We start from the raw sequence: 20277 nt of genomic DNA, 5'->3' as shown, positions 1-20277 counted from the left end.
AATAGTAGGTCGGGTGTCCATCGCGCGCTCAGCCCAGCAGTTCGGTGCCGCGGTACAGGCCGGTCAGCTTGCCGGGGTTGACCTGGAAGCGCAGGTTGTGGATGCGGCCGTCGACGAGGTCGTAGGTGAAGGCGGCGCCGGGGTTGCCCGCGATCGAAGCGAGCGCGCCGAGTTCGCCGTTGATCTCGGCGCCGCTGAGTTCGATTCCGGCCGAGGCGGGTTTGGCCAGCACGCCCAGGATCCAGCGGGCGACGTGGTCGGGGCCGTGCAGCGGTCTGCGGGCCGCGGTGACGACGCCGCCGCCGTCGGACCAGCAGGTGACGTCGGGAGCGAGCAGGTCCATCAGCGCGTTGAGGTCGCCGCCCGCGCAGGCGGCCATGAACTGGTCGGTGATGTGGGCGCGGGCGGCTTTGTCGGTGTCGAACCGGGGGCGGCGCGACTGCACGTGGTTCTTGGCGCGGTGCGCGATCTGGCGCACGCTCGCCTCGGTGCGGTCGAGCGCGGCGGCGATCTCGGCGTGCGTGTAACCGAACACCTCGCGCAGCAGGAAGACCGCGCGTTCGACGGGGGTCAGGGTTTCCAGGACCACCAGCATGGCGGTGGAGACGGTGTCGGCCAAGGCGGTGTCCTCCGCGATGTCGGGTGAGGTCAGCACCGGTTCGGGCAGCCACGGCCCGACGTAGCGTTCGCGGGTCACCTGGGCGGAGGTGAGCCGGTTCAGCGCCAGATTGGTGACGGTGCGGACCAGGTAGGCCTTCGGGTGGGCGACGGCGGCGTGGTCGGTGCCGTGCCATTTGAGCCAGGCGTCCTGCAGGATGTCCTCGGCGTCGGTGACCGTGCCGAGCATCCGATAGGCGGTCGAGAACAGCAGTCGGCGGTGCTCGAGAAAGGGGTCCTGATCCGGCATGTGGTCAACCATGACGCATGGTCCGTCGAGTCGCCTTGCCGCCCTTGGACAGCTGGACGCTCACGGCCATCTTCCGGCTCATCTTGAACGAGGGCACCGGGCTGCTGCTGACCAGCTCCTTGTAGGTCCGCGCGGCCCAGCCGGTCAGGTAGAACCGGCCGGGAGTGTCGTCCGCCTTGGTGAACTGGATGACGGCGTCGCGGCGGCCCAGGCTCACCGGCTGGTGGAAGTAGCCGAAACGGAAGGGCCGCACCCGCTTGCCGCGCAGGTCGGCGGCGATGGTGTCGGCGGTGTAGGCGGCGGTGGGCAGCCCGCTCTGGCAGGTGCCGTGGACGGTGCCCCAGGCCTGGCGGATCGCGGCCGCGTCGCCGATGGCGTGAATCGTGGTATGTGACACCGACTTCAGGGTCGGGTCCACCACGATGAGGCCGCGCGCGTCGGTCTCGATGCCCGCCTCGGCCGCCAGTGCCGCGACGCGGACACCGCTGGTCCACAGGGTGAGGTCGGCGTCGACGCGGGTGCCGTCGGCGAGTTCGACCGCGTCGGGCAGGACCTTGGTGACGCGCACTCCCACCCGGCGGACGATGCCGAGCCGATCCAGCACCGTGTTCAGGTGGGCACGGGCCTTGTCGCCCATCATCGCGCCGGGTTCGGTCGCGCTGATCAGGGTGACGCGCAGGTCGGGGTGGCTTTCGGCGATCTCGGCGGCGGCTTCGATCCCGGTGAGACCGCCGCCGCAGACGGTCACCGTGCCGTGGGTGGCGGCGAGTGCGGTGAGCCGGCCGGCGAATTCGTGGGCCAGGCGGGGGTCGTTCAACGTCCAGGCATGGTCGGCGACGCCGGGGACGGCGGTGGTGTCGGTGAAACTGCCCAGGGCGTAGACCAGTTCGTCGTAGTCGAGGACACCGGCGCTGTCGACATGGACTCGCCGCGCGTCGGGGTCGATGGCGGTGGCCCGGCCCTGCACGAAGCCGATTCCGGTGCCGTCGAGCAGCGCCGGGATGTGGTGGTTCGCCAGTTCCTGCCCGGCGGCGATCTGGTGCAGGCGCAGCCGCTCGGTGAACCGCGCCGAGGGATTGACCAGGGTGATCCGGACGTCGAGCTTGCGCGTGCGGTGGGCGAGCCGGATCGCGGCGAGCATGCCCGTGTAGCCGGCGCCGAGGACGACGATGCGGTGCGGGGTGGTGTTCATGGCGGTGCTCCTTCTCGATGGGTTGTGGATGGGACAAACGACCGCGCCGGAACGTGACACCCGGCGTATGTGACCCGCGTCACAGCATGGAACGGGTGTCCGGAAACCGGTGCCGAGCTGCGTCAATTCACCACCGTCAGGGTGCGGACCAGGGTCAGATGGGGGACGCTTCCCGATGCGCGGGCCCGGACGCGGTTCCTACCGTCGGGACATGGCTTCCCCTTCACGCCCCGGCAGGCTGCGCCGGGTACTGCTCGGCGCGGGCGCGCTCGCCCTCACCCTGGTGCTCGCGATCGCGGGCCTGGTGACCTGGACCTGGGCCGGGGCCGACGTCTCGACTGTCGGCAGCACGGATTTCGCGCGACCGCTGGCGATCCCGCCGCAGGCGGACTCGACGGCCGCACCCGACGGCACCCGCGTCTTCGATCTCGACATGCGTTCCGGCACCACCGAATTCGAGCCGGGCCGGGCCACCGAGACGTGGGGCTTCAACGGCAGCTACCTCGGCCCGACCCTCCGGGCCGCGCGCGGCGAGCGGGTCCGGGTCCGGGTGCGCAACCAGTTGCCCGAAGCGTCCACGGTGCACTGGCACGGCATGCATCTGCCCGCCGCCATGGACGGCGGACCGCACCAGATGGTCGACCCCGGCGCCACCTGGACGCCGGAATGGACCGTGGCACAACCGGCGTCGACGCTCTGGTATCACCCGCATCCGCACGGCGCCACCGAGGACCACGTGCGCCGCGGACTGGCGGGCATGTTCCTGATCGACGATCCGGCCGCCGCGGCGCTGCCGCTGCCCGACACCTATGGCGTCGACGACATCCCGGTGATCGTGCAGGACATGCGGTTGCGCGGCGACCGCTTCGACGGCAGCCACGCGGTCTTCCGCGACATCGGTTTCCTCGGTGACCGCATCCTGGTCAACGGCACCCTCGCGCCGTATCAGGAGGTCGGCGACGAGCTGGTCCGGCTGCGGCTGCTCAACGCCTCGACGGCCCGGATCTACAACTTCGCCTTCCGTGACAGCAAGCGGTTCTCGCTGATCGCCTCCGACGGTGGACTGCTCGAACGCCCCGAAACCCTGACCGCCGTGCAGCTTTCACCGGGCGAGCGGGCCGAGATCGTGGTGCGGATGCGGCCGGGCGAGCGCTCGGTGCTGCGCAGCGAGCGGCTCGACGCGGGCCTGGACTTCTGGTCCAACCGGTTCTCCGGCGGCGACGACCGGTTCGACATCCTGGAACTCCGGGCCGCCGCGACCCTGCGCCCCTCGCCGGAGCTGCCCGCCGCGCTGGTCCCACCGTCGACACCGGACGGCGCCGACGCTACGGTGCAGCGCGCCTTCGATCTCACCCTGGCCGGTATCAACGGCGCCGCGATGGCGATGGACCGCATCGACGCGACCGTCACGCGCGGGACGACCGAGAAGTGGGTGGTGCGCAACGTCGACGGGATGCCGCACAACTTCCACGTCCACGACGTGCAGTTCCGGGTTCTCGACTACGCGGGCGGTCCGCCACCGCCCGCGCTGACCGGCCCGAAGGACACCGTCTTCCTGGCCCCCGGCACCACCGCGACGCTGGCACTGCGCTTCGACGGGCCCGCCGATCCGGCGACGCCGTACATGTATCACTGCCACCTGCTCTGGCACGAGGACGTGGGGATGATGGGCCAGTTCGTGGTCGTCGAGCCAGGTCAGCAGGCATCGACACCCCCGAGACACGCGCATTGACCCTTGCCGTGCCGACCGGGTCGCGCTAAATTCATCACGTAGTGAATTCAACACTCGATGAATTGAGGCGACCATGTCGCACCCCGCTCCGCCGCCGGTCGCCGTCCAGGTCGACGGCCTCACCGTCCAGCGCGGCAAACGCACCGTTCTGCACGGGCTCACCCTCGACATTCCGCGCGGCTCGATCACCGGCCTGCTCGGCCCGTCGGGCTGCGGCAAAACCACCTTGATGCGCAGCATCGTCGGCACCCAGATCGTCGAATCGGGCAGCGTCACCGTGCTCGGTGAACCCGCGGGCAGCGCCGGGCTGCGGCGCCGGGTCGGCTATGTCACCCAGGCGCCGAGCATCTACGCCGACATCAGCGTCCGCGACAACGTCGCCTACTACGCCGCGCTCTACGGTCGCGACCGCGACGACGTCGATTCCGCGCTCGCGGGCGTTGGCCTGCTCGACCACGCCGGCCAGCTCGGCGACCAGCTCTCCGGCGGCCAGAAGACCCGGGCCTCGCTGGCGTGCGCGCTGGTCGGCAAGCCGGAACTGCTGGTGCTCGACGAACCGACCGTCGGTCTGGACCCGGTGCTGCGGGTCGAATTGTGGAAGCAGTTCCGCGAATTGGCCGCGGCGGGCACCACCCTGCTCGTGTCGAGTCACGTGATGGACGAGGCCGACCACTGCGACCGGCTGCTGCTCATGCGCGAGGGCAGACTGCTCGCCCAGCTCAGTCCCGACGAACTGCGCGCACGGACCGACGAGCAGAACCTCGAGAACGCCTTCCTCACGCTGATCACGATGGGAGAGCGCGCATGATCACCACCCTGCGCCCCTACACCTCCACCACCGGCCGGATCCTGCGGCAGCTGCGCAACGACCACCGCACCGTCGCGATGATCCTGGTGGTGCCCGCCCTGCTGATGACGCTGCTGTACTTCATCTACCAGGACGCGCCGCAGGCGCCCCACGCGCCGCTGACCATCTTCGATCGCGTCGGCATCACCATGCTGGGCATCCTGCCGTTCATCGTGATGTTCCTGATCACGGCCATCGCCATGCAGCGTGAACGCACCTCCGGCACGCTGGAACGGCTGCTCACCACGCCGTTGAGCAAGCTCGATCTGCTCGCCGGCTACGGCAGCGCGTTCTCGCTGGCCGCCGCGGCCCAGGCGGCGGTGGCGTGCCTGGTGTCGTTCTGGCTGCTCGGCATGCAGGCCGCGGGCAATCCGGGCTGGGTGATGCTGATCGCCATGGTCGACGCGGTGTGCGGAGTGGCGCTGGGCCTGCTGGCCAGCGCGTTCGCCCGCACCGAGTTCCAGGCGGTGCAGTTCATGCCGGTGATCGTGGCGCCGCAGATCTTCCTGTGCGGGCTGCTGGTGCCGCGCGACCGGCTGCCCGGCTGGCTGGAGGCGATCAGCAATGTGATGCCGTTGAGTTACGCGGTGGACGCGCTGCAGCAGGTGTCGGTGTCGCCGGAACCCACCGCGACGATGTGGCGCGACATCGCGGTGGTCGCCGGGTTCGCGATCGTGGCCCTGTGCCTGGGTGCGGCTACCCTGCGTCGACGGACCCCGTAGCGGACGAGGAGAGCGGACGGACATGAGTGACGGCGAATCCGATTCGGGCACAGCCAGATCCGGGCGCACCGGACGCAGGCCCGGCAACACCGACACCAGGGCGGCGATCCTGGCGGCGGCCCGGGTCCGGTTCGCCGACACCGGTTTCGACAAGACCTCGATCCGGGCGATCGCCGGGGACGCCGAGGTGGATCCCGCTCTCGTGCACCACTATTTCGGCACCAAACAGCAGTTGTTCGCGGCAGCGGTGGAGTTCCCCGTCGATCCCGAGGCCACGCTCGGCGCCGTGGATCGCGCGCCGCTCGACGAACTGGGCGCGACGATCGTGCGCGCGGTGGTCGGCGTGTGGGACTCCCCCGCCGGGCCGGGGATCGTCGCGATGGTGCGCAGCATATTCGCGGGTGGCGAAATGAGCCTGGCCCGGTCGTTCCTGCTCCAGGTGGTGCTGGAGCGGGTGCGGCTGCGCATCGCCACGCCGGCCGACGACGGCCGGGCGCGGGTGTCGCTGGCGGCCGCGCAGATGATCGGGGTGCTCACCGCCCGCAAGATCGTCGGCATCGAACCGCTGGCATCGATGCCGATCGATCAGGTCGTAGCCACGGTCGGTCCGTCGGTGCAGCGCTACCTGACCGGCGAGATCGATACCGGCACAGGGTGATTCAGCGGGCGCGCACGTGCACGATCGCGGGCGGGATGTCGCGCAGCACCGGCAGCGCGCCGAACAGCGGCAGGCTCGCGGCCAGCGGACCGTGCGAGGGACCGTAGGAACTCACCGTCACGGTGTCGACGGCCGAGGTCCAGGACCGCAGCAGCGCGGTGATCTTGCTCCGTTCGACGCCCCACGGCATCGGCGGTGCGGTGTAGTCCGGGGTCTTGCGGAAGCCGCGCACGGTCTTGCGGGAGAACCACGGCGGGATGGTGTCGAACATCAGCTCGACGCCGGGGAACCGTTCCAGGATGGCGGTGACCAGGCGGCGCACGTCGGCGGGCTCGAAGTACATGAGCAGCCCCTGCGCCGTGACGAAGACGCCGCGCGCGGCGTCGACGTGGTCGAGCCAGGTCAGGTCGAGCGCGCTGATCGGTAGGTGGGCGCAGCGCTCGGTGGGCGGCAGATACCGGCCGCGGATCGCGATGGCGTCCGGCACGTCGACGCACAACCAGCGCACCACGCCGTCGTCGCAGCGCTGGAACTGGGTTTCCAGCCCGGCGGCGAGCTCGACCACCGCGCCGCCGGGGTGGGCGGCCAGCCAGGGCCGCAGCGCGGCGTCGAAGCGCGCGGAGCGCACGGCGTGGGTGCCGTCGGGTGCGCCGAAGGTGCGCGCATAGTCGAAATCGATGGTGTCGTAGAGGCGTTCGCAGTCCGGGTCGGTGAGGACCGCGTCGGGTCGCTTCACCTCGGAACCGCGGTTGTGCAGGGTCCAGAGCATGGTCAGCGGGACACCGCTCAGGGTTACGTCGTCGGACATCGAAGACACCTCTTCCGGTCGCCGGACGGTCGGCGTCACCACCGCATCCGGCGGTGACTGAGGTAACCCTAACTCGCCCGTGACCGTTGTGGGGAGCTATGTCCCGGGCGGGAGCCAGCGGTCGGCGGGTTCGGGCGGGCGGTGGTGGGCGAGGTGCATGAGCAGGGTGGGCAGGGACGGGTGGGCGTCGTCGGCGCGGACCACGATCGACCACGGGTAGCAGGGGGTCGGGCCGGTGAGATCGATGCGGCGCAGCGTGGGGCGGGAGCCGGGGTCGATCCGGGTGTCGACGCTGATCAGGGTCGCCAGGCGGGGGTCGGCGGTGAGGGAGTCGAGCAGGTCCTCCATGCCGAAGTTGGGGCCCGCGCGGTCGATGTCGAGGGTGAAGGCGGCGGTCAGGTCGCGGTAGTAGGCGTCCCACTCGGTGCCCGCCACCAGGCCCGGCATCCACAGCGGCACCGTCCGCAGCTCGGCGGTGCGCAGCGAATGCCGTTCGGCGAGAGGGTGTTCCGCGCCGACGAGGAGTTGCAGTGGTTCGTCGTAGACGCGGTGGGCGGTGACGGTATCCGGGAGTGCCGCGGTCGCGGGCACCGAGAGCAGGGCGGCGTCGATCTCGCCGTCGGCGACGGCGCGCACGGCCGCGTCGCCGCGCAGGGTGACGATATCCAGGGGCACGGCGGGGTGGGCGTGATGGAACCGCTGGAGCAGGGCGGCCGAGCCGACCCGGGTCGCGATGACGTCGACCCGCAGCGGACGCGGACGCAGGGCGGCTTCCGCGCGGCGGCAGGCCAGCAGGATGTCGCGGGCGTGCGGCAGCAGCGCGTGTCCGGCCGGGGTCAGCTCGGCACCGTGCGGGGTCCGCCGGAACAGCTGCGCGCCGTGCGTGTTCTCCAGGGCCGCAATCCGTTTGGACACGGCCTGCTGGGTGATGCGCAGTTCGGCGGCCGCCTCCTGGAACTGGCCGGTGTCGGCGACGGCGACAAAGGTCGCGACGGCTCGGAAATCCACGGTTTCCCACCCTAGGCGCGGCCACCGACAAGGCCGCACAACCGCTGGTTGTCCGCATCGCGGGGTGCGTTGTTTGATCACCGGGGGCACACGGTGTTTCGGTGTCGGGCATGCGTAGCACCGCCGTCACGGCGCCCCGGCTCGGTCCCGACTTCACCCGTCTGTGGGCCTCGTTCGGGATCAGCACCCTCGGCAGCCGGATCGCGCTCGACTCGTTCGCCCTGCTCGCGGTCACCCAGCTGGGCGTGGGTGCGGTCGGGGTGGCGGCGCTGGCCGCGATCGCGCCCGCCGCGGGGGCGCTGCTGGCGGCACCGCTGGGCGGCTGGGCCGAGTCCGCGCCGAAACGGGCGGTGCTGATCGGCGCGGACCTGGTGCGGTGCGGGCTGCTGGCGAGTGTGGGAGTCGCCTGGTTCGCGGGCGTGCTCGGCTACGCGCAGCTGGTGCTGGTCGCCGCGCTCACCGCGGCGGCGACCATCGTGTTCACCGCCGCGCGCGGCGCGCTGCTCCGAGCCGTGGTGCCGTCCGACCTGTTGCTCCCGGCCAACAGCAGGCTCGAGGCGACCCAGTGGGCGGTGACCGCGACCGGCCCGCCGGCCGGCGGGGTGCTGCTCGGGGTGTTCGGGCCGGCGATCACCGTCGTGCTCGACGCGCTCAGCTACCTCGGCTCGGCGTGGGCGCTGGGCCGGATCCGTACTCGCGCGGTCACACCGGACGCCGCGCCGGATGCGGGCGGTGCCGGCGTCGGCTGGCGGATCATCCTCGCCGATCCGGCCCTGCGCTGGCTGTGTATGAACACCTGCCTGGTCAACGGGCTGATCATGGGCTCGGCGCCGGTGCTGACGGTGCTGCTGATCCGCGATCTCGGATTCGCCACCTGGCAGTACGGCGTGATGCTGGGCCTGCCGTGTCTCGGCGGACTCGCGGCCACGCGGCTGACCGGACCGCTGGTGCGGCGGTTCGGCACCTCGGCCGTGCTGCGCGGCGCCGGTGTCGCGCGGGTCGCCTGGTCGGCCGGCCTGGCGTGGACGCCGGCGGGACCGGCCGGGATGGTGCTGGTCCTGGCCGTACAGACCGCGATCGTCGCGTCGATGGCGGTGTTCACGCCGGTGTTCGCGACCTATCGGCTCGAACGCGTCGACCGGGCGGTCACCACGCGCGTGCTGACCGCGTGGACGGTCACCGGCAGCGCGGTCGTCGCGGTGATCACGGTGGCGGTCGGGGTGCTCGCGCAGCTGACGGACGCGCGGACGGCACTGGCGGTCACCGGGCTCGGATTGCTCGCCAGCGCCGCGGCGTTGTTCGCGGTACCGCTCAGGACTGGGCGGTGAAGAACTCGTGTTCGGCCTCGCCGACATCGCGGGCCTCGTCGACCAGCAGCACCGGGATGCCGTTGTCGATCGGGTAGGCGCGGCGCAGACGCGGGTTGTAGAGCACGCTGGCGTCGGCCTCGGTGCGCACCAGCTGCAGCGGGCCCTTGTCCTGCGGGCAGGCCAGCAGGCCGAGCAAGGTTGCGTCGATGGTGGATTCGTGCGCCATGCCCCTAACCTACCGCGCCCGCCGGAACGAGATGTAGCGGTGCCCGAAGAAGCTGAGCACCGCGACCAGTCCCATCACGACCACCGACGCGGGCGCCGCCGGGAAACCCAGCGCGGTCACGGCCACTTCCACCAGGATCACGTTCAGGATCAGGCCGCCCGCGTTCACTCCGCAGAAGGCGACGAAATCGCGCAGCACGTGCCCGCGGACCCGGAACACCAGCGTCCGGTGCAGCACGAACGCGACGACCGTGCTCACCGCGTAGGCCAGCACCACCGCCAGGCCGGGCCTGCCGTCGCCGAGCACGCCCAGCCAGAACACAGCGAGCGCCATGCCGAGCAGGGTGTTGAACCCGCCGACGATGGCGAAGGCCAGCTCCTGGCGTTTCACGATTCGCAGCAGCGGGCCCGGCGTCTCCAGCACCCCGCCCGCCGGTACCGCCTCGGTGGTCATCGCACCGCGTCCGCGAGTTCGGCGTCGTCGTCGGGGATCGACTCCGCGTCGGGGGCCTGCTGCTCGTCCTCGGGCTTGCGCCCGCGCAGGTACAGCCACTGGAACAGGCCGAGGCCAAGCAGGCCGAGGACGATGGCGGCGCCGCCGATCTTCCAGCCCGGCGGACGCCAGGTCAGCTCCAGGTCGCCGTTGCGGGTGCCCGCGGGGATGTCGACCGCGACGAAACTCTTCGCCACGACCTTGAACGGCACGTCCTTGCCGTCGATGCTCACCCGGTAGCCCGGCCAGCCCAGGCGGGCGAACACCACCCGGCCACCGTTCTCCGAACTGACCCGCACCCGGCTGGTGGTGTCGGACTCCGACACCGAGACCGCGGTGCCGCCCTCGACCGCCGAGACGCGGCCGTTGCGGGTGGAGATCAGGCCGTCCTCGCGTTCGAGCACCGCGATGTACTTCTCGTGGCCCGGATAGTCGACCCACTTCCAGCCCGCGGGGGCTTCCTGAGCGCGGGCGTCCGGGTAGAGCGCGCGCTGCAGGACGACCCGGTCGACGTTCATCAGGTCGACGATCGTCTTCCCGGTCGACGGCTCCACCGCGAACGCGCGCCGGTAGGCGTCGGGGCAGACGCTGGTGTCCCAGCGCATGCAGAGCATGTCGCCGAACCAGTAGTGCCCGTTGGGGGTGTAGCCGCTGACGTAGGTGAGTTCGAGGTCCTTGGCGTAGTTGCCGAAGACCAGCGAGCCGTAGGCGCCGTCGAGGGTGCGCTCCCCCGGCTGGATCAGCGCGCGGTCACCCAGTTGCAGGGTGGTGCCCGCGAAGTCGGGGAACGCCGCCATGGCCGCGGCGCGGTCGCCGGGCAGGTTCCAGCTCATCGGTGTCGGCTGCGCGCGGTCGACCTGGAAGTACGCGATCGGGAACACCGCCACGATCGCCAGCGCGACCGCCGCCGTGGTGCCCCGGTGCACCGCCAGCCACACCACCCCGGCGCCGAGCGCGGCCAGGACCAGCGCGGCGACCACATGGGTCACCCAGTTGTGCGGGTCGGCCGAGAACGACCGCACCCACAGCAGCCCGATCAGCACCGCGCCGGCGATACCGCGCGAGCGCCAGTCCTTGAACGTGGCGAACCGGCCCAGCAGCACGCACACCAGCAGCAGCAGACCCAGCGCCACCATCGGCAGCACGCGGGCGGGCCAGCGCAGCGGGCCGATGGTGCCGGGGCCCGCGGTCCACATCAGCGCCGCGATCGCGAACAGACCGAGACCGCTGAGCTCGCGCCAGGCGGCCCGCGCCTTGCCCCAGTCGACGAAGGCCAGGGCCGGGATCAGGAACCAGGCGATGTAGACCACCGGCAGCGGCTGCACATAGCCCCACCAGGAGGTGAAGGCGGGCAGTGTGGAGGGCAGACTGGCGTTCAGCGATTCCGACCACGGCACCGTGAGGAATTGGTCGTTGTTGATCTGGGCGGTGCCGCGCCAGGTCACCTTGGCCGACAGCATGCTGGGCAGGTAGGTCGCGAGGCCGGCCAGCGCGGCCAGCCCGGACACCGCCAGCAGCCGCAGCGGGGGCCGCCAGGCCTTCTGGTAGATCAGCTCGCCCACCGCGACCGCGCCGATCATCAGGCCGGCTTCGACGGCGGGGAAGATGTACTGCACCGAGATGGCCAGGTACAGGTACACGAACACCGAGATCGGCCCGCAGTAGCCGACCCGCTCCCCGGCGGGCTGCCGCTGCGCCAGCAGTTGTGGCCCACGGGCGTAGCGGATGCCCGACGCCCACGCGTGCGCCATCCACGCGGTGCCGGTGAAGGCGGTCATCCAGCTGGCCTCGTCGAAGAACAGCAGCCAGCCGGTGAACGGGATCGACACACCCGCCAGCGCCGCCCACTGCACCTTCGAGCCGTAGGCCAGACAGATCCGGTAGACGCCGAGCCCGAGGATGATCGCGAAGATCAGCTTCACCACGGTCGCGTACAGCACCAGGTTGTCCACCGAGGGCGCGATCAGATCGATCAGCAGCTGCGGCGGATTCAGCAGGCCGGCTTCCTCGATCGAGTAGTTGCCCGCCATCCAGTGCTCGGGCACCATCACCGGCAGATCGCCGTCGCGCAGCCGCCTGCCGAGCATCACCCACAGCGGCACGTACTGCGATTCGGTGTCGTCGGTGTAGAAGTGCCTGGCATTGGCCAGCAGAACCGCGCCATAGCCCGCGATCACTCCGAGGGAGGTGATCAAGCCCCACAGGTACACGGCACGACGGGGAGGGGTTCTACTTTCCACCACGAGGACCAGACCCTACAGGCAACCGGCCGCATCGGCACCGCCGCACGCCCACATCGCCCGGCCGCCCCGAGTGGCCGCCGAGCAGCCGAGATCCGCACCACGAGCCGCCATATCCCGATGTTAAAGTGCGCACACCGCTGGCACTCCCGCACCTTGACCCGAAAGTCGACGATGCCGATTCCTTCCGCCCCTTCGTCCCGTCCCGGTGCCGTGCTGCGCGCCGGTGCGCCCGACCGCGACGGGTCGGGCCCGGTGCATTCGGTGTCGGTGGTCGTCCCGGTGTACCGCGGCGAGGAGACGATCGCGGCGCTGGTCACCGAGCTGGACCGGCTGACCGGCCCGTCCACCACGGCGTCGGGCGCGCGGTTCGCGGTCGAGGAGATCATCCTCGTGCACGACAACGGCCCCGACCGCTCCGATGTGGTGCTGCAGGAACTCGCGCGCACCTACCCGCAGGTGCGGCCGGTGTGGCTGAGCCGCAACTTCGGCCAGGACGCGGCGACCATCGCGGGCATGGCCGCGGCGCGCGGCGACTGGATCGTCACCATGGACGAGGACGGCCAGCACGATCCGGCCTTCGTCGGCGATTTCCTCGACGCGGCGCTGGCCTCGCGCGCCGACCTGGTCTACTCCAAGCCCACCAACACCCGCCCGCACGGTTTCCTGCGCAACCTCACCTCGCGCGGCGCGAAGATCGTGCTGGCGACGGTGTTCGCGTTCCCGGACTCGACGCGGTTCGAGAGTTTCCGGCTGATCCGCGGCGACATCGGGCGTCAGCTGGCCGAGGTCGCCGCCAACGGCGTCTACCTCGACGTGGCGCTGACCTGGGTGGTCGGCAACGCGGTGCAGGTGCCGGTGGTGTTGCGCGCCGAGGGCAGGGACGAATCCGGCTACAACTACCGGCGGCTGTTCTCGCTGTTCTGGAAGATGGTGCTGTGCAGCGGCACCCGGGGCCTGCGGCTGGTGAGCATGCTCGGGGTGACCCTCGCGCTGGCCGGGGTGATCATGGCCGGGGTGGTGATCGTGCAGGCGCTCACCCAGGACAACCACGATCCCGAGGGCTGGGCGTCGATCATCGTCGTGCTGCTGCTGTGCTCGGGGGCGATCCTGTTCTCGCTCGGCCTGATCGCCGAGTATCTCGGTGTGGCGCTGCACATCCTGGTGGGCAAGCCGCTGTACCTGACCGTCGAGACCCCCACCCCGCGCCCGGATACGATGCTTGCGCCGGTCGGGAACCATCGAGTCGACGCCGCGGTGCCGGCGGCCGCGACGGAGAAGGGTCACCACGAGTGAACGACCGCATCATCTTCAGCAGGCCGTTCCGCGCCGCCGCCGAGCGCGCCAACCTGATGACCGTGCTCGATTCCGATCACAGCCACGGCGACGGTCAATTCACCAAGTCGGCCACCGCGAAGATCAAGGCCATCACCGGCGCCGCCCACACGCTGCTCACCACCTCGTGCACGCACGCGCTCGAGCTGGGCGCGCTGCTGCTCGAGCTGGGCCCCGAGGACGAGGTGATCGTCCCGAGTTTCGCGTTCACCTCCGCGGCGACCGCGATGGCGCTGCGCGGGTCGACGTGCGTGTTCGTCGACATCGACGACAGCACCGGCAACATCGATCCGGCGGCCGCGGCGGCCGCGATCACCGATCGCACCAAGGCGATCGTCGTGATGCACTACGGCGGGGTGGCCGCCGACATGGAACCGCTGCTGGCGCTGGCCGCCCAGCACGGTGTCGCGATCATCGAGGACAACGCGCACGGCCTGGGCGGTACCTGGCGGGGCAGGCAACTGGGCACCATCGGCACGCTGGGCACCCAGAGCTTCCACGACACCAAGAACGTGCACTGCGGTGAGGGCGGCGCGCTGCTGTTGTCCGACGAGATCCTGATGGGCCGCGCGGAGATCATGCGGGAGAAGGGCACCGACCGTGCCCGCTTCCTGCGCGGCCAGGTCGACAAGTACTCCTGGCAGGACATCGGCTCGAGCTACCTGCCCAGCGAACTCAACGCCGCGGTGCTGGACGCGCAGCTGGCCGAGTTCGACACCATCCAGCGGCAGCGCCATCGCGTGTGGGACACCTACGCCGCCGCGCTGCCGGAGTGGGCCGCCCGCAACGACGTGCGCCCGATGACGGTGCCCGCCGACCGCGGTCACACCGCGCACCTGTTCTACCTGCGGATGCCCACCGAGGACAGCCGCGACGGCATCATCGCCCACCTCGCCGAGCGCGGCATCGTGGCACCGTTCCACTACATCCCGCTGGACTCGAGCCCGGCGGGCCTCAAGTACGGCCGCACGCCGGTCCCGTGCACCCGGTCGGCGAACTTCTCGGCCACGATCGTGCGCCTGCCGCTGTGGCCGTTGCTGTCGGAGGACCAGCTGACCCGCGTCGTCGACGCGGTCACCGCCTACCGGGTCTAGCCCACCACACCGTCACCGGACGAAGCGCGGGTTGCCCGCAGGCGACCCGCGCTTCGCCGGCTACTCGCCGCCGAACAGCGTGGCGGCCGCGGCGTCGGTGAGCACCTCGTAGGTGTCGGTGTCGCGGTTGTAGATCCAGGTGTCCGGGCCCGCCTTGGGCAGGCCCGCCGCCTGGACCGCGGTGGCCGAGGGCCGGAAGCTGGTGCTGCGCGGGATCTCGTCGACGACGTAGACCAGGTCGGGACGCTGGTTCTTCGCCAGCGCCCGCATCGCCTCGGTGACGTCACCCGGCTCGATCCGGAACCCGCTGCGCACGCTCAGCGCGGCCGCGGCGAGCGTGCCCGACGGCGTCGTCAGCCCGTAGGCGACCTCCATGTCGACGGGGGTGATGTCGTTGAGGACGTCCACGATGGGCTGGGTGAACACCGGGCCGCGCGCCGTGCGGATGACGGTGTCGCGCCGGTCGACCAGCCAGTAGTCGCCGTCGCCGTCGCGGCGGAACAGGTTCTCCGTCGGCCACCACGCGTCCCCGGCGCGGAACACCCCGCGCAGCCCGCCGTCGGACAGGTCGCCGCCGTCGACCGACCGGCCGAGCAGCAGTCCCGGTTCGTTGTCGGCGCATCGCCGCGCGAACCCGTCGTCACCGACCAGGATCTGCTCGGTGACCGGGTCGTAGGCGACCAGTTCCACCTGCGCGGTCCCCGGCACCGGCCGGCCCTTGGAGCCGATCTTGGTGCCGGGCACGTTGGCCAGCACCACGTCGCCGTCGATCGAGGCGTAGAACTCGAGCACGCGGGCCGGGGTGAACTGCTCGAGGGTGCGCCGCCACAGCCCCGCGGGCATGCCGGAGCCGATGAACAGCCGGATCGGGTGGTTGTGCCCGGCCGGGAAGACCTGCGCGTCGAGCAGGTCGCGCAGCATCGTCCAGGTGTAGGTGACCACGGTGACGCCGTACCGGTGCACCTCCTCGGCGAAGCGGCCGGGCTCCATGTCCATCGGCCGGGCCAGCGCGATCCGGCTGCCGCCGGCGATCGCGCCGCCCAGGCTCACCAGCAGGCCGGACGAATGATGCAGCGGCGCAAGGCAGTACACGGTGTCGCGGCGGTCGAGGTCGGCCGCGCTGGCGGTACCGAACGCCGACAGCGCCCACCGGTGGTTGGTGATGTGCTTGGCCTCGAGCCGGTCACCGGTCCCGATGACGAGGATGAACGCGAGCTCGCGCGCCAGGCCGGGGTTGGGCCGGAACCACGCGGGCACCCGCACCTTCGACGGATCGATCTGCTCGAGGTCGATCACCCGGTCACCGGTCGGCACCGACAGCTGCCGGGTGTCGCCGCCGCCGAGGACCAGCACCCGCGCCCCGGTGGCCGCGGCCAGCCGCAGATTCTCCGGGTCGGTGATCAGCGTCTGCACGCCGGTCAGCTCCATCGCGCGGTCCAGCTCGGCACCCGGCGCGAGCAACACCGCGACCGCGCCGAGGCGCGAGAGCGCGGCGACCGCGGCCAGCGCGCTGGGCCGGGTCTCCATGACCACGCCGATCCGGGTGGCCGGGCGCACGCCCACCGAGATGAGCCCGCGCACCACATTGTCGATGCGCACCTCGACCGCGGCATTGGTGTGCACCCGGTCGTCGAAGAGGAACAGATCCTTCTGCGGCGCCCGCTTGGCGTGCTCGCCGAGCAGCTTGCCCAGCGAGATCCGGGTGTGCGGCTGGATCATGCCCAGCCGGGTCAGGCGCGGCAGGGCCCGCGCGGCCTCGCCGGCGATCTCGACCGACCCGCGAATCGTGTTGCCCGCGATGCCTTCCAGCACCTTGCCCACCCCCGCGCCCGCCTCGGCCAGCGAGGCCGCGGTGTGCACCATCCGGGTGGCGGCCGTGCGGGGCGCGTTGCTGGGCACGTGCTCCTGCATGGGCGTGATCTGCTCGGGCAACGTGCCGTTGCCCTCCATCCAGGTGACCCAGTCGCGCACCATCGGCCAGGTGTGGTTGGTGGCCATCGATCCGGCGACCAGACCGAAATGCCCGGCCACCAGGCTCGCTTCGTACACCTCGGCATTGGGCGCGGCGCGCACGATGCCCCGCACCGCGGCGGGCTGGCCGATGTCGTCGACCTCGCCGACGAAGGCCAGGATCGGGCACTTCAGCTCGGCGAGGGAGATGGGATGATCGCGGATCACGAAGCCGCCGAGCATCATCCGGTTGTGCGCGACGAACTGCTTGAGCAGGTCGGCCACCGCCGGACCCGAATAGCCCACCCAGCCGTCGCTGTTGAGGAAGCGGCGCTGCCTTTCCTTGGGAAGCAACGCTTCCCGGTCGTGCAGCTGCAACAGGAAGTCGATCCGGGACTTGGCGGTCTTGACCGGGTCGAGCATCTGGAACCCGATGCGCACCATCGATTCGGTGATGGGCAGCCGGTGCATCACGTGATCGGCCAGGAAGTCGGCGACCTCGGACACCATGCCGTAGGGCAGGCCGAACGGCATGCCCGCGACGATGTCGACCGGGCTGCCGAAGGTGACGATGGAGGCGACGCCCTTGCCGTACCGGTAGGCGGTGGTCTGGTAGGCGAACATGCCGCCCTGCGAGTAGCCCATCAGGTGCACCTGGGAACCGGTGGCCTCGCAGACGGTGTCGATGGCCGAGTTCACCGCGAGCACGTGGTCGGCCAGGTCGCGCTCCCAGCCGCCCTCCTCGGTCGCGGGCGAGCCGAAATCGACCACCCAGCAGTCGATTCCGCTCGCGTGCAGGATCCCGACGGCGCCGCCTGCCGCGTTCACGTCCCAGATGTCGGCGTTCACCATCAGCGGCGGCACCAGCAGCGCCACCGGACGGCCCGCGGCCGTGTCGTCGGGGAAGTAGTGGCGCAATCGGTACATGCGTCTGCGCTCGACGACCTCGAACGGCGAGGACTCGACATCGTGCGCCAATCCGCCGAAGCGGATCACCTCCAGCCCGTTCTGCGCGGTCGCCAGCAACCGCTGCATCGAACCGACCACACCTTTTGGACTGATATCCACCATTCCCACCTGGCCTACCCTGCTGAAAGTGACACACCTCACACACCCCGATGTGCTCATATGAGCTAACCACACCGGACCTCCATTATGTGTCGGCTGTGACAGGCCGCATGTTGCGGCGATTCCGGTCACAACGCGCCGGTCAAGGCCCCATCACGTTCAGGTAGACGCTGTCGAACGGTTCGCTGCTCACGCTGAGGTCGCCGCGGAAGGGATAGTCCAGGGCGGCGATCAGGAAGATCATCGCGCCGAGGAAGAAGGCGAACAGCCCGCCGAGCACCAGATGGGCCTGTTTGCCCAGGATGAACAGGCACAGCAACACCAGGTTCACCGCCCCGCCGACCAGGATGGTCCACCAGAGCACGTCGGGGATGCCGCCCTTGGTGGCATTGATCCGGTGCCTGCGATCGGAGTCGAACCGGGCGAACTGGTCGATGGTGGCCGCGTGCACGATCTCCTCGGCGCTGGTCGCCGGGCGGAACTCGAGCAGATGGCCCTGGAACCGGGTGACCAGCGCGGTGCCGCCCATCGGTTCCTCGCCCCGCTGCAGCGCGGGCCAGACCACGTCGAGCACGTCGCGGGTGTAGGCGGTGAGGTCGTCGCGCAGCAGTTGCCGGGACGGCTCGGGGTAGGCGCTCACCTCGCGATAGAGGGTGCCGATCGCGGCGGCCTCGTCGGCGACCCGGCTCTGCGCGAGGTCGTAGGACTCGTAGGTGGCGGCCGCGATCAGCCCGAGCAGCAGCCCGTAGAACACCCCGCCGACGGTGAGCACCATCGTGACGGTCTCGTTCCACCCGTTCTCGGGGCCGAAGGCACGCTGGACCGCCTGTCTGGAGAGCAGGATCGCGGTCACCGTCAACCCCACGGCGGTGCCGGTGATGAGGAGGAAGTCCAGCCAGATCGGAAGCTCGTATATCCAGGTGAACATGCTTCGACGATAACGACGGCCCCGCCCATTCCGGTGCCCATCCACGATTCATCCCAGGACATTCGCGATCCCGCAATCGACTCCGGCGCAACGGATCTCCCGGTCACAGCCATGTTTTCCCGAATACCGTGCAGACCTCCGCTCCGACCACCTACCATCGGTGTCGTCCGGAACGCACTGACACGCTACAGATTTCGTGTACCACCGTTTCACAAGCCCGGTTTCATCCGCGCAGGACCATTCGCACGTTCGCACCGTTACCCACCCCCAGCCTGTCGCGCATCGTCGCGCCGCACAGGCCGATCGGCCGTGCCGATTTACGTCTCGAGGTGAGGAACTCCATGACCATCGAAATGCCGCTGCCCACAGACAATTCCGTCCGCAAGAGCCTCAGTACCGACGCCGCCCAGCGGCTCGCGCACACCACCAAGTCCGAACCGCAGATGCAGGGCATCAGCTCCCGCTGGCTGTCCCGCGCGCTGCCGTGGGTGCAGGTCGCGGGTGGTGTCTACCGTGTCAACCGCCGGCTCACGCACACCGTCGGCAACGGCGAGGTCGAGTTCGTCGTCGACGGCTCGCGGGCCCGGGTCATTCCGCAGGAATTGCGCGAACTGCCCCCGCTGCGCGATATCGAGGACGACTCGCTGCTGCGCCCGCTCGCCGACAATTTCGTGCAATACGACCTCGATCCGGGCAGCGTCGTCGCCGAATTCGGCAACCCCATGGATCAGGTGATTCTCGTCGTGCACGGCAAGCTCGTCCGGCTGGGCTCCGGCGAATACGGGGAGCCCACCAAACTCGGCATGCTATCCGGCGGCGACTATTACGGCGAGGACATGCTCGTCGAGCCGTCGTCGATCTGGCCGGACACCGTGAAAACCGTCACCAGGACCACCATTCTCTGCCTTTCCAGGCAGTCGTTCGAACAATTCCTGGACAACAATCCCGACCTCGCCCGAATTCGCACGGACGAGGCCCGGACCCCGGCCCGGAGCCAGAATTCCAAGGGCGAGGCCGATATCGAGATCGCCTCCGGCCACTCCGGTGAGCCCCTGCTCGAGGGCACCTTCGTCGACTACGACGCCAGCCCCCGCCAGTACGAGCTGAGCCTGGCGCAGAGCGTGCTGCGCATCCACACCCGCGTCGCCGATCTGTTCAACGACCCGATGAACCAGGTCGACCAGCAGCTGCGGCTGACCGTCGAGGCGCTCTACGAACGTCGCGAGCACGACCTGGTGAACAATCCGGAATTCGGCCTGCTGCACAACTGCGACCTCAAACAGCGCATCACCACCGAATCCGGCCCGCCGACCCCGGACGACATGGACGAGTTGCTGAGCATGCGCCGCGGCACCAAATTCTTCCTGGCGCACCCCAAGGCGATCGCCGCGTTCGGTCGCGAATGTTCGCGGCGCGGACTGTATCCCGATCCGGTGGAGTTCCAGGGACACCGGGTGCCCGGCTGGCGCGGCGTGCCGATCCTGCCGTGCGGCAAGATCCCGGTGAGCGGCACCCAGACCACCTCGATCATGGCGATGCGTATCGGGGAGAAGGACCAGGGCGTGGTCGGCCTGCATCAGACCGGGATCCCGGACGAGTACGAGCCGAGCCTGAATGTGCGGTTCAAGCAGATCGACGACCAATCGATCATGTCGTACCTGGTGAGCTGCTACTACTCGGCCGCGGTCCTGGTCCCCGACGCGCTCGGCGTACTCGACGACGTGCTCGTCGCGCGCCGGGCCGACTGACCGGGGCGCGCC

17 protein-coding genes are annotated in these 20277 nt (G+C 70.2%); 8 read left to right on the top strand and 9 right to left on the bottom strand.

The features are described 5' to 3' along the window. Positions 1-28 precede the first annotated feature (28 nt). Entirely contained in the window at positions 29-907 is an 879-nt protein-coding gene (locus EL493_RS15350; RefSeq protein ID WP_019046514.1) for an RNA polymerase sigma-70 factor, read from the bottom strand. A 4-nt stretch (positions 908-911) separates the two neighbouring features. Beyond that, complete coding sequence (locus EL493_RS15345) at positions 912-2099, bottom strand: NAD(P)/FAD-dependent oxidoreductase (RefSeq protein WP_019046513.1); 1188 nt, start codon at positions 2097-2099, stop codon at positions 912-914. 211 nt (positions 2100-2310) lie between these two features. Here EL493_RS15345 and EL493_RS15340 point away from each other — a divergent pair, with 211 nt between their 5' ends. The 4 genes from EL493_RS15340 (at position 2311) to EL493_RS15325 (ending at position 6058) form a co-directional block, all read left to right on the top strand. Continuing rightward, the gene (locus tag EL493_RS15340) at positions 2311-3831 is read left to right on the top strand and encodes a multicopper oxidase family protein (RefSeq protein WP_019046512.1); all 1521 of its coding nucleotides are present in this window, start codon (positions 2311-2313) and stop codon (positions 3829-3831) included. A 73-nt stretch (positions 3832-3904) separates the two neighbouring features. Next, positions 3905-4639: an ABC transporter ATP-binding protein gene (locus EL493_RS15335; RefSeq protein WP_019046511.1), complete on the top strand. Its 735-nt coding sequence runs from the start codon at positions 3905-3907 to the stop codon at positions 4637-4639. Further along, on the top strand, positions 4636-5400 hold the full coding sequence (locus tag EL493_RS15330) for an ABC transporter permease (RefSeq protein WP_019046510.1): 765 nt from the start codon (positions 4636-4638) through the stop codon (positions 5398-5400). The genes EL493_RS15335 and EL493_RS15330 overlap by 4 nt, the downstream gene beginning before the upstream one ends. 22 nt (positions 5401-5422) lie before the next feature. Continuing rightward, the gene (locus EL493_RS15325; RefSeq protein WP_019046509.1) at positions 5423-6058 is read left to right on the top strand and encodes a TetR/AcrR family transcriptional regulator; all 636 of its coding nucleotides are present in this window, start codon (positions 5423-5425) and stop codon (positions 6056-6058) included. A gap of 1 nt (position 6059) precedes the next feature. Here the strand turns inward: EL493_RS15325 and EL493_RS15320 are convergent, their stop codons facing one another. Both EL493_RS15320 and EL493_RS15315 read right to left on the bottom strand, forming a co-directional pair. Then, positions 6060-6866 (bottom strand): class I SAM-dependent methyltransferase, encoded by an 807-nt coding sequence (locus EL493_RS15320; protein ID WP_019046508.1) that lies wholly within the window; start codon positions 6864-6866, stop codon positions 6060-6062. Between the two features lie 96 nt (positions 6867-6962). Continuing rightward, entirely contained in the window at positions 6963-7874 is a 912-nt protein-coding gene (locus EL493_RS15315; RefSeq protein ID WP_019046507.1) for a LysR family transcriptional regulator, read from the bottom strand. Between the two features lie 110 nt (positions 7875-7984). Here EL493_RS15315 and EL493_RS15310 point away from each other — a divergent pair, with 110 nt between their 5' ends. After that, on the top strand, positions 7985-9202 hold the full coding sequence (locus tag EL493_RS15310; RefSeq protein ID WP_019046506.1) for an MFS transporter: 1218 nt from the start codon (positions 7985-7987) through the stop codon (positions 9200-9202). Here EL493_RS15310 and EL493_RS15305 read toward each other — a convergent pair. From EL493_RS15305 to EL493_RS15295, 3 genes are read right to left on the bottom strand one after another with little or no spacing between them, the layout of a single operon-like run. After that, positions 9186-9410: a Trm112 family protein gene (locus EL493_RS15305; protein WP_019046505.1), complete on the bottom strand. Its 225-nt coding sequence runs from the start codon at positions 9408-9410 to the stop codon at positions 9186-9188. The genes EL493_RS15310 and EL493_RS15305 overlap by 17 nt on opposite strands. A gap of 9 nt (positions 9411-9419) precedes the next feature. Continuing rightward, complete coding sequence (locus EL493_RS15300; protein WP_019046504.1) at positions 9420-9863, bottom strand: GtrA family protein; 444 nt, start codon at positions 9861-9863, stop codon at positions 9420-9422. Further along, a complete protein-coding gene (locus EL493_RS15295) occupies positions 9860-12112 on the bottom strand; it encodes a membrane protein (RefSeq protein ID WP_019046503.1) in 2253 nt (750 codons plus the stop codon). The genes EL493_RS15300 and EL493_RS15295 overlap by 4 nt, the downstream gene beginning before the upstream one ends. 285 nt (positions 12113-12397) lie before the next feature. Between EL493_RS15295 and EL493_RS15290 the strand changes: the two genes are divergently transcribed. Both EL493_RS15290 and rffA read left to right on the top strand, forming a co-directional pair. After that, positions 12398-13438: a glycosyltransferase gene (locus tag EL493_RS15290; protein WP_051719610.1), complete on the top strand. Its 1041-nt coding sequence runs from the start codon at positions 12398-12400 to the stop codon at positions 13436-13438. 56 nt (positions 13439-13494) lie between these two features. After that, a complete protein-coding gene (gene rffA, locus EL493_RS15285; RefSeq protein ID WP_232017326.1) occupies positions 13495-14571 on the top strand; it encodes a dTDP-4-amino-4,6-dideoxygalactose transaminase in 1077 nt (358 codons plus the stop codon). Between the two features lie 60 nt (positions 14572-14631). Here rffA and EL493_RS15280 read toward each other — a convergent pair whose 3' ends face one another. Then, complete coding sequence (locus tag EL493_RS15280) at positions 14632-17592, bottom strand: AMP-binding protein (RefSeq protein WP_022567344.1); 2961 nt, start codon at positions 17590-17592, stop codon at positions 14632-14634. Positions 17593-17731: 139 nt separating this feature from the next. Further along, positions 17732-18517 carry a bestrophin-like domain gene (locus EL493_RS15275; protein ID WP_019046499.1) on the bottom strand — a complete coding sequence of 262 codons (786 nt, stop codon included), beginning with the start codon at positions 18515-18517 and terminating at the stop codon, positions 17732-17734. Between the two features lie 341 nt (positions 18518-18858). Between EL493_RS15275 and EL493_RS15270 the strand changes: the two genes are divergently transcribed. Continuing rightward, a complete protein-coding gene (locus EL493_RS15270) occupies positions 18859-20265 on the top strand; it encodes a family 2B encapsulin nanocompartment shell protein (RefSeq protein ID WP_019046498.1) in 1407 nt (468 codons plus the stop codon). Positions 20266-20277 lie beyond the last annotated feature (12 nt).

This window comes from Nocardia asteroides (assembly GCF_900637185.1).
Lineage (GTDB): Bacteria > Actinomycetota > Actinomycetes > Mycobacteriales > Mycobacteriaceae > Nocardia > Nocardia asteroides.
This window is presented reverse-complemented; position numbering and strand designations above follow the sequence as displayed.